Below are 14,687 nucleotides of genomic sequence, written 5' to 3' on the forward strand. Positions count from 1 at the left end.
TCCAGCGATTGACAGATAAAAACGAGCACTCGCTAAATTGTTTCTTCTCGACCAGAAATTTTTCAGATTGTATATAATCCCTGAGGCTGGTGCGAAATGCTTGTAGGTAAATCTGCAGGTTCTGTCGATATGAAGAAGAATATAAAACCTCAAAAAATCAAAACTGGACTCCGAGAAATCGCAGCCGCGGCGAATGTCAGCATTCCTACCGTTTCCCGGGTGCTAAACGGAAGCAGTCGCGTAGATCCAGACATTCAAAAGACTGTCATGAATGCGGCGGCGATGCTAAATGTCGACCTTTCACAACGTAATAAAACCAAAGCCCTGGCCTTCCTCCTCAGTAATCGCGCGATGCTGCACGCGTTTCACTCGCGAGTTCTGCACGGTGCAGAGACGTGTTGCGCGACGCATGGGTGGGACATGATTTTTCTCTCCTTCAATTATTCGCCGAACGCTAATTGGGATGAGTTGCACCTGCCGAAGGTGGTGCAGCGCCGCGACATTGTTCGGGCAGTGATTCTAGCTGGGACAAATTCTGCAAATCTTATCGACTTATTGGACCACAAGGGGATTCCCTATGTAGTCTTGGGAAACAACGTCATCGGGGAGCCGCAGGACTCCAAAAGTGATGTGATCTTTTCTGACGAGACGCAAGGCGGCCAGGACATGACCAGATATCTGATCAGTCTGGGGCATCGTCACATCGGTTTTGTGGGTAATATCCGCCTGCCGTGGTTTGCGCGATGCTTCGCGGGTTACCTCCGCGCGATGGAGGAGGCTGGCCTGGCTCCGGTTCACAGCAGTATCGACTCAGAAGATGACACCGAAATCGGATATCTCGGCACCAAGTCTTTGCTGGCCCACGGCGAACCCGTCACCGCAATCTTTGCTGGCAACGATCAGACGGCACACGGTGTTTATAAAGCATCACGCGACAGTGGACTGAGAATTCCCGACGACATCAGCGTTGCGGGTTGTGACGACACTATTGGCGCGTTGCTCTATCCGAGTCTAACCACGATTCGCGAATTTCCTGAGCAGTTGGGAAAGCAAATGGTGGAGATGATTCTCAATCGCGTCGCCAAACCAGATCAAGCCCCACAGCGCGTCACAATCCCTACGGAATTTATCAAGAGAGATTCGTGTCGCTCGATTTTTACCACTCAACACATGGCGTTCGACGAAGCGCCGCGAAGAGTTACGATCAGGTGAACATCCCCTCGTAAGGCCCAGAAGAAGGATCTCCCGGCCAAAGGTGTCGGGAGGCTCTCCTTTGGTGGCCCACGAGCGGCGTATCTGCAATAGGGAGGCAAGGAGTGCGAGTTGGAATAGTCGGAACAGGAGCGATCGCCTCCAAACATGCACAGGCCTACAGGAATATTGGGTATGAGATCACAGTGTGCACGAATGCCACCGCTGTTACCGGGCAGAAATTTTCTGATGCGACTGGCGCAGAATTTGTCCCGACGGTTGAGCAACTCTGTCGTCATCCGCAGGTAGACTACGTCGATGTATGTACGTTGCCAGGCTATCGGCTGCCGGTTGTCGAACTGTGCGCCCTAAATAAGAAACATGTTCTTGTACAAAAACCGATCGCGATCAACCTGGAGACTGCCGAGCGGATGATCGTTCTTGCTCGTGACGCCGGTATTCAATTGGGAGTTGTGAGCCAGCATCGCTTCGACGACTCGGTGCTGTTTTTGAAGCAGGCCATATCCGATGGGCGGTTGGGGAAGATTTTGCAGGCTGACGCCTATGTAAAGTGGTATCGATCCGCCGAATACTACAGCAGGCCGGTCAAAGGAAGTTGGGCCGGCGAGGGTGGCGGGGCACTGATCAATCAAGGAATCCATCAGATTGATCTGCTTTTATACCTGATCGGCGCGGTGGACGAGGTCTTTGCATATTGGCAGCTCGGGGCCCTACATAGGATTGAATCCGAGGACTCAATAAGTGCTCTACTTCACTATTCCTCTGGAGCCACGGGTGTAATTCAGGCTTCGACGTCGTTGTGGCCGGGGTACCCCGAGAGACTCGAGATTCACGGGACGAAGGGGACTGCCGTCATCACTGGCGACAAACTAACGACGTGGGATGTTCAGGATGACTCTGGATGTGCTGCCCCGATAGAACGACAGGGTGTCTCTGGGGCGTCGGATCCGATGGCGATCTCTTTAGCGCCCTTCGAACGGCAGTTCTTGGATTTTGGAGAAGCTTGCAAGACAGGGCGTGCCCCATCGTGCTCTGCGACGGATGGGTTCCGCGCGCTGCAACTAGTGAGAAGCATCTACAGCTCTTGTCTAGAAAAGCGGAAACTGGAGATTGCTTCGGTCGCATTTAGGAGTGACTGAGGCGCGCATAGTTTGAGTGGCTTTGGGGCACAGCAGGCTGGAACCGCTTAGAGAGTGGATTGAGGCATTGAGGCCCCGTTAAATGGCAACCTGAAAGGCCTGAAGAGCTGTTTGCGGACGACATTTTGATCGCGAGATCATTATCCTGTGTGTACTGGTATCTACGATACAGACTCAGCCTCCGTGATCAGATCGAGATGATGGCTGAATGCGGGTGCATGTTGCGCACACCCCCCCGATCATGCGCTGGGTGCAGCGCTATGTCCGGCCGGAATGGTTCCGCACGCAAACGATAGCCCGTGGCGTCTTGACGAGACGTACCCGAGGGTCCGTGGTCGCTGGGTTTACCTGTATTGCGCAGTCGACCGCCGATGGAATCCCGCCGACTTCCGGTTGAGTCCGAAGCCGGATTTAGCAGCGGTCAATGCCTCTTACGCAAAAGCTCCTCGCCCGCGGTGCGTACCTGGGCTTTCCTTTCCTGTCACTTTTGGTCTGTACATCGCGCGTGGATAGACGGTTGTCGACCCGAGGCGCAAGGTCGATTCTCCTGTATTTTCCTTTTCGATTTCTCCCCCGCCAATGCTTCAAGAGTGCCACTTAGCTTGGCGCCCTGATCAAGTAAGGCTTTCGGATGGGAAATAAATAATTAAATTCATGAAAATTTTCTCTTGACGTAGATAGTCTGCTGTACTAATGTCACGAATATCAATCAGTCAGATGGACCGGATAGACATCGCTTTGGAGACAAAATGAGCTTTCGCCTTGCCGTTTTGCTACTTGTTTTTTCGACTATTTTCCCTTCCGTCTTGCTTGGACAGCTCACGTCTGCAACGCTTACCGGTAGAGTTACCGACTCTACTGGATCAGCGATTCCAAACGCTCTCGTGACAGCGACTGATAGTACGACCGGCGTGATAATTCATGCCGAAACCGACGGGCAAGGCGATTACGCACTTACGGGGCTCGCGCCCGATACCTATCGCCTGATTTTCTCCAAGGACGGATTTCAATCGTATGGACAAAATGGCCTCATCGTTACTGTTGGCCAGCGCGCGACGGTAAATGCCGTGCTTCCCGTTGGGGCCGTTTCTCAGAGCGTCATCGTTGAGGCTGCTTCGGAGATGATTAACCTTCAGTCACCGACCGTCTCCACCTCCATTGACAACAAAATGACGCAGCAGTTGCCGCTCAACGGCCGCAACGTACTGCAGCTCATGCAGCTTGCCCCGGATGTCGGTCCAACATCTTCCAGCGGCTATCAACAGAACGCATCGCGTCCGGACCAAGCCAACAACTATGCGGGTGCGAGCGGTGGACGTGGTGCTTCTACGTCCTATTACCTGGATGGTGCATTGAATGAGGATGTGCTAACTCAGATCGCCAACGTGTTTCCGAATCCGGATGCAATCCAGGAATTCAGTTTCGACACCAGTGTCTACAGTGCGAAATTCGCAGGCCGCGGTGGTGGCGTGATGAATGCTGTAACGCGTGGCGGCACAAATCAGTTTCACGGACAGCTCTTCGAATTCCTGCGCAACAGCGCCCTGAACGGCCGAAACTACTTCTCGCCAGTTCAGGATGGCCTGAAGCGGAATCAGTTTGGCGGTACATTCGGCGGACCTATTCGCAAAGACAAGACATTCGCGTTCTTTTCCTATCAGGGGACAACGATTAGACAGAATCCGATAAACTCCGCAATTGTGTGGACGGCCGCGGAGCGGAACGGAGACTTCTCATCCGACTCACAGCAGTTGATCAATCCGTCCACCGGACAGCCCTTTCCAGGAAATCAGATTCCAACGAAACTGTTTGACCCAATTGCCGCTAAAGTTCTGGCTCTCGTGCCGATTGGTGCACCAGGCACCGGAATCGTCCAGTATCTATCTCGACTGGTCCAAAACGACAAGCAATTCGTAGTGCGCGTGGATGAAAACATTAACCAGAATCTGCGCATGTACGCAAGCTATATCTATGATGGTTTACAGCAGCCGTCAACCTCAACCCAAGGAAACCTGCTGACAGCAGTTGAGAACAAAAACTGGCTAAGTCAGTTTGCGGTTGTGAATACCACGTATATATTCAATCCAAATCTGACGACAACATTCGTAGCTGCTATGAGTCGCCGTGGAGGGAGCTGGACGTCGCCCCCCGGATTTACCGGCTGGACCGGCCTAGGGGCGAATATTCCTAATATGGTGAGCCCGGGCCAAAGCAGTTTTTTTCTCACCATCAACAATTACTTCTCAAAGTTCTGGGACGGAGTTTATGCCCTTCCTGCGACAGAGGGTGGAGTAGGGAATCAGTGGACCTGGGTTAAGGGAGCGCACACCTTGGAGTTTGGGGGCGACATCCTGCAAAGTAAAGTGGTAAAGAGTCAGGATTATCACGGAGAGGGAAATTTCATCTTTAGCAGCGCGCTGTCCGGAGACAATGGGCTGGACTTTCTGCTTGGCAAGCCCTCTACCTTTAGCCAGCAGGCGTCATTTTACATCGTTCCATCAAGAACACTCCCTGCCCTCTATTTTGTCGACACCTGGAAGGCCAACCCGCGCTTGACGCTTACGCTCGGTGTTAGATGGAATCCCTTTGTTCCTGTCTTCGACTCGGCATATCATGAAGAGGCGATTTTCAGTCCCGCTGCGTACGCGGCCGGCATTCACTCCTCCCAGTATCCCACCCTTGCTCCGGGACTGTTATTGGCTGGCGATCCCAGGGTCCCGTCGCGTGTGGTTGACTCCAACTACCACCTCTTTGATCCCAGGGTGGGCTTTGCGCTCGATGTCTTTGGAAATGGGAGGACGAGTCTGAGAGGCGGCTTTGGGATGTACCAGGACCAGATGACGGCTAATACAATCAATCCTAACTTCAGCCCATTCAACACCAACGTGACCTTCACGAATCCGGCCAGCATGGAAAACCCTTATCAAGGGCACGTCAATCCGTTTCCTTTGCCACCTGGTCCTGCCCCCAAAAACACGCCTTTTCAGATACCGATGGCAGCCAATCCTTTCACGCTTGGGATGAAAGCTCCCACAATCGAACAATGGAATCTCACACTGGAGCAGCAGCTCCTGCATGGCTCGATAATGCGCTTCGCGTATGAGGGCCAAGCTTCAGACCATCTATTTGGCTCGGTCGAGGGCAACGCGGCGATCTACAATCCTGCTGAGACACAGCAGCAAAATGTCGCAAATTACAATATCCGCAGACCCATGGGAGCGAGTTTTCAGGGCCTCGCTCTCGGCCAGAATGTTGGGGTGGCCAACTTCGAATCTCTGACGGTCTCATTGCAAAAGCAGACGGCGCACGGGCTCTCATTTCTGATGGGCTACCGCTGGTCAAAATGTATGGATGAAAGCGAAGAAGCATTCTTTGATGCGGATGCCTATTCCACGCCTAATCCATCGCATGATTACGGCCCTTGTACGTTCAATGTCACGAACCAGGTCAAGGGGTCGTTCGTATGGGACCTGCCGTCAACGCATCTCGGATGGGCGTTCGCAAACAGAGTCTTGAGCAGCTGGGAGATAAATGGAATTCTGAATCTTCATAGTGGAGAACCGTTCTCTGTCCTTTCCGGTGTTGACAATTCCACGAGTGGAATCGGCTTGGATCGGGCTGATCTTATTGGAAATCCGCATCTGCCGGGAGGTCGCAGCCATGCCCAAAAGGCGAAAGAATTCTTCAATACCGCCGCTTTCGCCATGAACGCAGTTGGCACATTTGGCAATACGGGGCGCGATTTTCTTGTGGGACCGGGATACTCCGCCGTGGACCTCTCTATAGCGAGAACGTTCAAGCTGCCCTTTGAAACACAATTTCTACAATTCAGAGCAGAATCCTTCAATCTGGCGAATAGGGTCAACTTCTCCAATCCGACTGCAACCGTATCTTCGAAGGCCAACGGAACGATTTCGATGGCGAGTGATCCGAGAATTCTTCAGTTCGCTCTCAAGTATAGTTTTTAGGCTGTGTCGGTCGCATTGGTGATGACCCTACTTCCTGCGCTAGAAGTTAGCTATTCGCGCGAGACTCGAATATCGGACCTTCGAATGGTCCAGAAAGCTAAACATTCTATTTCTATATGGTGACCCGTCGAACTTTCTTAGTGGGAAATGTAACTGCTGCAGCCAAGTCCGCTATTGGATTTAATTGGTCCGCCGCCCTTACGTCGATGTCGGGAGGGGTTGGCGATGAAGAGCAAATTCCTCGATTCAGAAGGGATTTTTGGAACGACTGGCCTAACTCCATCACGAAGAAAATGAATCAGGCTGCGGCTTCCAGAAAGGCCATCTTGGCCAGGATTCAATCGAAAGAGCAGATCGTGGATCGATCGGCCACAGTCCGCGCTCAGCTCTGGGATATTCTAGGTGGCCGACCCGAGGAAACACCGTTAAACGTCCACACTACGGGCGTTCTCAATCGGAGCGGATATCGCATTGAAAAGCTTGTCTTTGAGAGTATGCCGGGGGTATATGTTACGGCGAACCTGTATCTTCCAACGACGAGCAAACCACCCTATCCTGGGATATTAGCGCCACTCGGACATACTGACAAAGGGAAAGCATACCGAAGTTATCAATACTCTTTTCAAAACCTTGCCAGGAAGGGCTATGCCGTGCTTGCCTATGACCCATTCGGTCAGGGCGAAAGAATGCAATATCTTCTGAGTAATACAAATCGTTCTCGCTACTCGTCCGAGCATCTTCAGGCCGGACGACCGATGGTTCTTCTTGGCAGCGCCTTCGCGCGATACCGGGTGTGGGACGGAATTCGATCTCTTGACTATCTTCTCAGCCGTTCCGAGGTGGATCCGCAACGCATAGGCTGTGCTGGTCATTCGGGAGGAGCTACCATGACAATGTATTTGGCCGCTCTCGATCCTAGAATTCAGGTAGCGGTCGCAGTTGAGGGAAACTACGAGAATATGGCAGGACCGAACTATGATCCGCCGGGAGCGATCGCTGATGCCGAACAGAACATGGTGGGAAGCCTTCCGTTAGGTCTTGATCGGGGCGACCTGCTGGCTGCCTTTGCTCCCAAGCCGCTCCTCATGTGTTACACGGTTCACGACCAGGGGCAAACCTATTCTCCTGTCTATGAGGAAGCGACCAAGGAAAATTACGATGAACTGTTGCGAGTCTATGGAATCCTTGGAGCCAAAAACAAGGTGGAACTCGTTGCGGGACACCTTCCACATCAGCTCGACTTCTTCTCGCGTCGCGCGATGTATGGCTGGTTCAATCGGTGGTTTGAAAAGATCGATGCTGGCGTGGAGGAGGCGGATTTCGATGCATCTCCAGATGCGGCGCTCAATTGTACAACTACCGGCCAGGTTTTGACGTCACTCGGGGGGCGGTCCATCGTCCAACTCAATCGCGACCGCGCCAAAGAATTCGTGCCCCCTAGCCTTTTCAGCATTCAAGGCGCCGATCCATCTTCAGCTCGGGAGCAAGTTCGTGCGCAGCTCACTAAGTTGTTGGCTCTTCCGTCTCAACGAACTCCCCTTAATGCTCACACCCTCTCCTCAGATCTTGGAAGGAAACTGCGCATCGACGAGATTCAATTTGAATCCGAGCCTGGCATTCGTATTGAGGGCTGGTTTGTTCGACCGAAAGAGGGAGCGGCGGTGCGTCCAACAGTCCTCTATATAAGCGACGGGCTGGCAGATGAGGCAGTGGCCGAACCGGGTTTACTCGATGAGATATTCAACCATGGCAACGCGATATGCGCGATCAACATGCGCGGGATGGGGCTTTCCACTCCTCGGCCTCCGAAGAGCGGACCAAGATTTTATAGAGGGATGCAGCTTGAGGACAGATTCGCATGGGCAAACCTGGTTCTGGGAAGCCCGGTTATCGGTCAGCGAGTCTGGGATATCCTGCGGACCCTGGATTATCTCAAGTCGCGGTCCGATGTCGATGCGTCGCAGATTCGAATTCTGGGGAAAGGGTCCGCGGGCTTGGCAGCTCTGATGGCCACGATGCTGGATGAACGTGTTCGATCTATTCTCACCAGCCAGACACTCGCTACGTATAATTCGGTTGTGGATTTAGAGGACTATGTACTTGCTCTCGATTGGTTTGTGCCGGGCATTCTGCAACACTTCGATATCCCAGATATTACAGCCGCGATCTATCCGCGCCCAGTGTGGATGATAGACGCGGTGGATGCGAAGGGTGCAGTTTTGTCGGAGTCCGCGGTGCGTGAATGTTATTCGCAGAGGGTATCTGCGGCATCGCCTGCCCTCAAAGGATTCCTCACACGGACCACAGTGGAGAACGATAGCGAGGTGTATGTCGATTGGCTGAAACATAGCTGAAGCGACTCTTAGCAATTCGAGGAATCTCTTACTGGAGATGAACTACCGAATCCGGGCTCTGGTGCAAATAGGTAAAGTGGTCGCAGTGAGGTGACGTTGCCCTCAGAATCCGTATCCCATAAGCGGTGGGGTTGAGGGAACATTTCCCGTCGTTGTCGCGGCTGTGGGAGTGTGGGAATCGCGCAGCGATTTCCATACTTCCATAGCCTGCCTCATGCAGCAGTCATGCATTGGAGTGCCCGGCTTGCTTTGTACCAGTGACTAAGAGACACACTGGAACGAGGAGAGCATATGGCACGAGGTAAGAGGTATCAGCCAGAGCAGGTGGTGAACCTGCTCCGTCAGATTGAAGTGGCAGTGGCGAACGGGAAGACGACAGCGCAGGCGTGCAAGGAAGCGGAAATCGTGGAGCAGACGTACTTCCGTTGGCGCAAGGAGTATGGCGGTCTGCAGGTGGATCAGGCGAAGCGGTTGAAGGAGCTTGAGCAGGAGAACGCGAAGCTGAAACGGTTGGTCGCTGAGTTGAGCCTGGACAAGCTTGTGTTGAAGGACATCGCCTCGGGAAACTTCTAAGCCCTGAACGACGGCGCAATGCGGTCAACCGTGCCTGCGAGCATGGAGTCAGTGAGCGGCATGCGTGCCTTCTGTTGGGGCAACCCAGGGGCACGCAGCGCTACCGGCCGACACAGCGTGAAGACGAGGATGCTCTGACTCGGGCCATTGTTACCCTTACCAGCCAGTATGGCCGCTATGGGTATCGCCGGATCACGGCGCTACTCCAGCGAGCCGGCTGGCAGGTCGGCAAGGACCGAGTCGAACGCATCTGGCGTCGTGAAGGGCTGAAGGTACCAAAGAAGCAGAAGGCGAGAGGGCGGTTATGGCTCAACGATGGCTCGTGTGTGCGGCTCAGGCCGACACACTCGAACCATGTCTGGAGCTACGACTTCGTGAGTGCGCGAACGCACGATGGCCGCAGTGTGCGCATCCTCAACCTGATCGACGAGCACAGCCGGGAGTGCCTGCTGATACGGGCCGAACGGCGCTGGAGTTCGGCCAAGGTCATCAGCGCTCTGGCTGACGTCATGGTCTGGAAAGGAGTTCCCGAGCACATACGTTCTGACAATGGGCCCGAGTTCGTGGCCAAAGACCTGCGCAAATGGCTGGCGAACACAGGAGCAAAGACACTGTATATCGAACCGGGCTCTCCCTGGGAGAACGGCTACTGTGAGAGCTTCAACTCGAAGCTGCGGGATGAGTTCCTCAACGGAGAGATCTTCTACTCCATCAAAGAGCTTCGCGTGCTGGCAGAACGCTGGCGCGTCCACTACAACACCGTCAGACCACACTCTTCGCTGGGATATACACCACCAGCTCCGGCGGCCCGGATGATCGCAACAAGCAAGGGGCATGGAGAAGTGGAAACCGCTACGCGCTTCCCACTTCTCCACACCCCAGACGGCGGCTATCTGAACTCAGAGATAAACGCGCTACACTAACTCCTCATTGGTACAAAACATCGGGCAAGCCATCGGCGCAAGTTCGGGAAGAGAATCAAGCGGAAGTACTAACAGTTCCGGGAACGAAGTGATGAGAGGATTCAGCATTCCGGCGCCGAATTCAATTGTGGCGCATACAATCTCGGCGCCCTCTTGCTCTGAGGTTTGAAAGCGGTTGCGACGATGTGGGGCGATCAACTGAATACCGTAGAAGCTCAGCTCAGCGTCGAGCCGGTCGGAGTCGTAGGCGTTGTCGCCGATCAAGTTCTGCGGAGGGTCGGGAACAACCATCTGTAATAACGTCGAGGTCGCGAGCGTCACTTCATGCGGTGTTGCGCTTTCAATACAAACAGACACTGGTAGCCCATTACAATCTGCAACTGCCATTATCTTTGTTCCCTTGCCGCGTTTCGTTTTTCCGACCTTGCGCCCCCTTTTTTTGCCGCAGCGAAAGTCGCGTCGATAAACGCCTCATGCACATCGATGCCGCCTTTAGCAGTAAGCTTCAAGGCCAGGGCCGTCATGATCTTTGTCATAACACCCCAGCGAACCCACTGCTGAAATCGCCTATGGCAGGTCTGGAAAGAGGGGTATCGGTCCGGGAGGTCCGCCCAGGGCGCACCGGTCCTCAATACCCACAGGATCCCGTTCATGACGGAGCGGCGGCTTTTCCAAGGCCGCCCTCGGCGGTCAGGTCTTGTCTTTGGTTTTGGAATTAGCGGGTCGAGGATCTTCCACTGTTCATCGGTCAAATCAAGTGCATGGCACATACCCGTTTGATGCCTTGTGGTGCGCCACAGTCGTTACAATTATTTTCCGAGTGTCCTCCCGAATGTCGCACGGAAACATGCGCGAGACTGCCTGGCGGTGGACCGCGGCATCATGTCTGCTATCTAAAACTGAAGCTTGAACGCCTGTTGAATCGACCGCGCGGGCCGCCGATCTGATACAGCGGATTGAGGAAGCCACTTTCCCGTAGTTTGTCAGCGCCTGACTCGATTCCAGATCGTCTGACACGGCGTCAAAATTCGAACTTCAGTCCCAGCTGTATTACGCGAGGACCAGGCAGGGTACCGGCGGAGAATATTTTCCCGGAGCTTGGATTCGGTAGGCCGCCGTCTCGGGTGTCGGCGATTACGGTTGTGGAGCCACCGCCCTGCTGTGGGTACTCGCGTCCGAAATCGAGATTGGCGTGGTTGAACGCATTTAAGAAGTCTGCGCGGAACTGGAGCTTACTCGTCTCGGTAATGCTGAAGAACTTTCGTATGCCGATGTCCCAATTCCATAGACCCGGTCCATATAGCAGGTTGCGCTCCGAGTTGCCATACTGCCAGGGCTGGGGCGGCGCAAACGCCGCTGTGTTAAACCACTGCACGCCATTGACTACGTCGTGCGAATCCTGCTGCCCGGCGTAGATGTCCGCGCCCGCCACTCGGTCGGCGCGTCCACCTTGCCACCCGACGTAACCACTGGGCACCAGGAAGGTCACAGAGGACGGCGCACCTGTCTGATACTTGCTGATACCCGATACGGTCCAGTCGCCGAGCAGTGTGTCCACAAGCCGGCTGCTCTGGGCGAGCAGCTTTTTGCCGCGGCCCACCGGCAGATCGTAGACATAGTTGAAGACAAGCGTCTGGCGTGGCAAGCCGTCGGAGTTTCCGTAATCGGCCGTGGGGTTCCACGGGTTCTGCGGTCCACCGGCGATCGGAGTGTTATCCAGACTGCTCGTGAGGTTGTACTCCGCCTGTAGTTGGAAGCCATTGCTGAAGCGCTTGAGCAACTCCAGTTGAAGCTGGTTGAACTTCCCATAGCCGCCTGTGTATGTGTACAGCACCTGACTCCACGGCTGGTACGTCACCTGCTGCTGCGGCGGCACATTGGGCTGTTGCACATTCGGTTTGTTGATGTCGGACGCGTAGAACAACCCGTGCGTCGTCGTCGAGCCGACATAGGTGGCACGCGCCATCCAATCTTCACCGAACTGGTGTTCGAGGGTGAGATTCCACTGCTGCTGCATCGGATTTTGGATGTATCGGTCCGTCGCATACACCAGCGTATTCGCGGGAGGAGCATTCTCGACAGCAGCAGGGAACGGATTGCTGAAGGTCACGTCCGGCAGGAATGGCGCGGTTGGATTTCCAGGCAGTTGCGTGGTGAAGGTCGCACCGAGTTGCCATGGAGGGTTGAACATGTTCTCGTACGGACCAATCCAGGCAATCAGGGTGTCGTAGTAAATACCCCAGCCGCCCCGCAGCACTGTGTTGTTGCCGGGAAAGGGTCTGTACGCGAAGCCGAATCGCGGTCCGAAGTTCTTCTTCTCTGGTACGTAGTATGACTTAGGCCAACCAGCGTTTTGCGTCGTCTCGAACGGATAAGCCGTGAGAAGCTCGGGAAACGAATGCGGCGGCGGCGTGACCGTGGGCGAATCCTGCGGCAGCGCGAGCTTGTTGTTCCTAAGGTCCAGGTAACTCACACGATCGTCGCGAACCTGCCAGGGCTGCTGGTACATATACCGCAGGCCGAAGTTCAGGGTTAGTTTGGGCGTCGCCTGCCAGGTGTCCTGCGCGTAAAACTCCCAAATGCGTGAACTGATCTGTATATCGGTCGGCGCGATGCCGTAGTTGGACGAGTCCGCCGTGCCCAGCAGGAAGTCGGCGAAGGCGTTACCTTGTGAACGTGGCTGGCTGGGCCAGCCCTGGTTGCCGGTCCATTGCCCACTGAAGTTGAAAGTTCCCAGCGGGTTGCCGAGCGGAGTGGTCAAATTGGGGCCGCCCTGGCGAACATTTTGCCTGTACCCCTGTTCATCCATGCCGAACTTGAAGGTGTGCCGCCCGCGTACGTGCGAGAAGTTGTCGGAAATCTGGATGGTGTACTCCGGGTATGGATAGCCCAGGCCCCTATCTGTCCACATGCCTGTGTAACCGCTGATGTTCATGGTCGGCAGACCACCGTTATTGATGACGGGTAGCTGGGGGAACAACGACTGCGGGTTAAAGTTCGTATTCTGCCCGTTGTTGCTCTGCCTCCACTCGGTCCACGCCCAGCGCACGTCGTTTACAGTGGTCGAGCTGAACGTGTGGGTCTCCGTGGCGCTGAACAAGTAGTGGGTGTAGCCCCGACTTTCCTGGTTGCCGTAGTCTGGCGGAGTGCCGGAGCTTATACTCCATGGATCGCCCAAGGATTGGTGGACTGTTCCATAGACGGAATCCCTGGAAGACAAGTGGGCATCCAGCCGAAAGTCCACGCCGTTGACGTCAAACTTGCTGGGGACTGGAGCGATATAATTCGGTGGGCCGTTCGGCAGGGCTGGCGAAGGAATGGTCAACGCCGGCAGGTAGGGCGTCAACGTCTTCGCCTGCGACGTGATCATGTCTGAGGGGATCTGATTCCGTGCAAACGGCTGCCCTGTCCAAGGATTGTAGAGTTGCGTACCATTCGGGTCGCTGCAAGCCCGGTTGGCGTCATAGGTCGAGCACAGTGCCGAAAAATCTCCGGCGCGCATGGCTTGCGACGGCAGTTTCAAACTGGTGACCTGGCTTGATCTCTGGCGGATGCCCCTATACGAAAAGAAAAAGAACAGCCGGTTTTTCTTTATCGGCCCGCCAAAGTCGGCGCCGAACTGGTTGCGATGGAATGCTGGCCGCGGTTGCCCGGTGGCGTTCAGCATGAAATAGTTCGCGTTCAGGCTCGTGTTCTCTACGAATTCGTAAGCGTTACCGTGGTAGTTGTTCGTTCCCTGCTTGAGAACCAGCGTAACGGCAGCGACGTTCTTGTATTCCGCGTTCAAGCCGCCACTGTCGACCCTGAATTCCTGGAGAGCGTCCGGCGGTGGCAGATTCGCCTCGCCGATCTGGTCCTGGTTGAAGGAGTGTGTGCCCATCGCACTCCCATTTCCGAAATCATTCAAGCTAACGCCGTTCAGGTTGAAGTTGGTACTGCCCCAGTAATGACTGCCCGAGATCTGAGGGTTGGAGATGTTGCTCACGTTACCGAAGCCGGTGACGCCGGGTGCCAGGATCATTACGCCATCAATCGACCGCGAGGTCGTCGGCAGATCCGTCAATTGACGCTGGTTAATCGAGCTGTTGATCGTCTGGCTATCCGTGTTGACCAGCTGCGGTTGCGCATGTACCTCTATGCTCTGCGGTACGATGCCCACCTGCAGCTTCAAATCCAGACGCGCCGTTTGCTGCGCCAGAAGCCGGATGCCTTTCACCGTCTCAACCCTGAAGCCCTGCTTCCTGGGCGAGATATCGTAGATCCCAGCCTGCAGGTTGGGTGCTGAGTATGCCCCGCTATCATCCGCTTCCACTGTTACCGATACGCCGGTGCCTGAATTACGGATGATGACCTCGACCTTCGGAACTAAAGCGCCAGACTTATCCGTGATCTGCCCAACGATGTTTCCCGTGATGACCTGGCACAGCGCAACTGTCGAGCAGCAGAGGATTCCGGTGAACACCCAGAACAGCTTCCGCCTCATAAGCCACCCCCCCGGGCAGATCGCCACAGGGATCA

9 protein-coding genes are annotated in these 14,687 nt (G+C 54.8%); 6 read left to right on the forward strand and 3 right to left on the reverse strand.

All coding sequences use genetic code 11. The annotated features are described in order from the left end of the window. The first annotated feature begins 129 nt into the window (after positions 1-129). From BDD14_RS25765 to BDD14_RS25790, 6 genes are all read left to right on the forward strand, one after another. Positions 130-1,212: a LacI family DNA-binding transcriptional regulator gene (locus BDD14_RS25765; RefSeq protein ID WP_165420252.1), complete on the forward strand. Its 1,083-nt coding sequence runs from the start codon at positions 130-132 to the stop codon at positions 1,210-1,212. A gap of 104 nt (positions 1,213-1,316) precedes the next feature. After that, positions 1,317-2,351 carry a Gfo/Idh/MocA family protein gene (locus tag BDD14_RS25770; RefSeq protein ID WP_130422481.1) on the forward strand — a complete coding sequence of 345 codons (1,035 nt, stop codon included), beginning with the start codon at positions 1,317-1,319 and terminating at the stop codon, positions 2,349-2,351. Between the two features lie 273 nt (positions 2,352-2,624). Further along, the gene (locus BDD14_RS34725) at positions 2,625-2,864 is read left to right on the forward strand and encodes a DDE-type integrase/transposase/recombinase (RefSeq protein WP_207231833.1); all 240 of its coding nucleotides are present in this window, start codon (positions 2,625-2,627) and stop codon (positions 2,862-2,864) included. A gap of 236 nt (positions 2,865-3,100) precedes the next feature. Then, complete coding sequence (locus tag BDD14_RS25780; RefSeq protein WP_130422483.1) at positions 3,101-6,319, forward strand: TonB-dependent receptor; 3,219 nt, start codon at positions 3,101-3,103, stop codon at positions 6,317-6,319. Positions 6,320-6,612: 293 nt separating this feature from the next. Beyond that, on the forward strand, positions 6,613-8,673 hold the full coding sequence (locus BDD14_RS25785) for an alpha/beta hydrolase (protein ID WP_242618206.1): 2,061 nt from the start codon (positions 6,613-6,615) through the stop codon (positions 8,671-8,673). A 291-nt stretch (positions 8,674-8,964) separates the two neighbouring features. Continuing rightward, a protein-coding gene (locus BDD14_RS25790) for an IS3 family transposase (protein ID WP_130420958.1) occupies positions 8,965-10,169 on the forward strand; the annotation gives its coding sequence in 2 pieces (ribosomal slippage) (positions 8,965-9,232 and positions 9,232-10,169; 1,206 coding nt in all). On the opposite strand, the gene BDD14_RS32615 is transcribed toward BDD14_RS25790, so the two are convergent. The 3 genes from BDD14_RS32615 to BDD14_RS25805 all read right to left on the reverse strand — a co-directional run bounded on the left by BDD14_RS32615 (position 10,161) and on the right by BDD14_RS25805 (position 14,652). Then, positions 10,161-10,556, reverse strand: coding sequence for a hypothetical protein (locus BDD14_RS32615; protein WP_207231834.1), 396 nt, complete (start codon positions 10,554-10,556; stop codon positions 10,161-10,163). The two genes, BDD14_RS25790 and BDD14_RS32615, sit on opposite strands and share 9 nt — an antisense overlap. Beyond that, a complete protein-coding gene (locus BDD14_RS25800; RefSeq protein ID WP_130422487.1) occupies positions 10,556-10,939 on the reverse strand; it encodes an IS5 family transposase in 384 nt (127 codons plus the stop codon). Before BDD14_RS25800 ends, BDD14_RS32615 begins: the two co-directional genes overlap by 1 nt. Positions 10,940-11,190: 251 nt before the next feature. After that, on the reverse strand, positions 11,191-14,652 hold the full coding sequence (locus BDD14_RS25805; protein ID WP_130422489.1) for a TonB-dependent receptor: 3,462 nt from the start codon (positions 14,650-14,652) through the stop codon (positions 11,191-11,193). Positions 14,653-14,687 lie beyond the last annotated feature (35 nt).

This window comes from Edaphobacter modestus, from assembly GCF_004217555.1.
Lineage (GTDB): Bacteria > Acidobacteriota > Terriglobia > Terriglobales > Acidobacteriaceae > Edaphobacter > Edaphobacter modestus.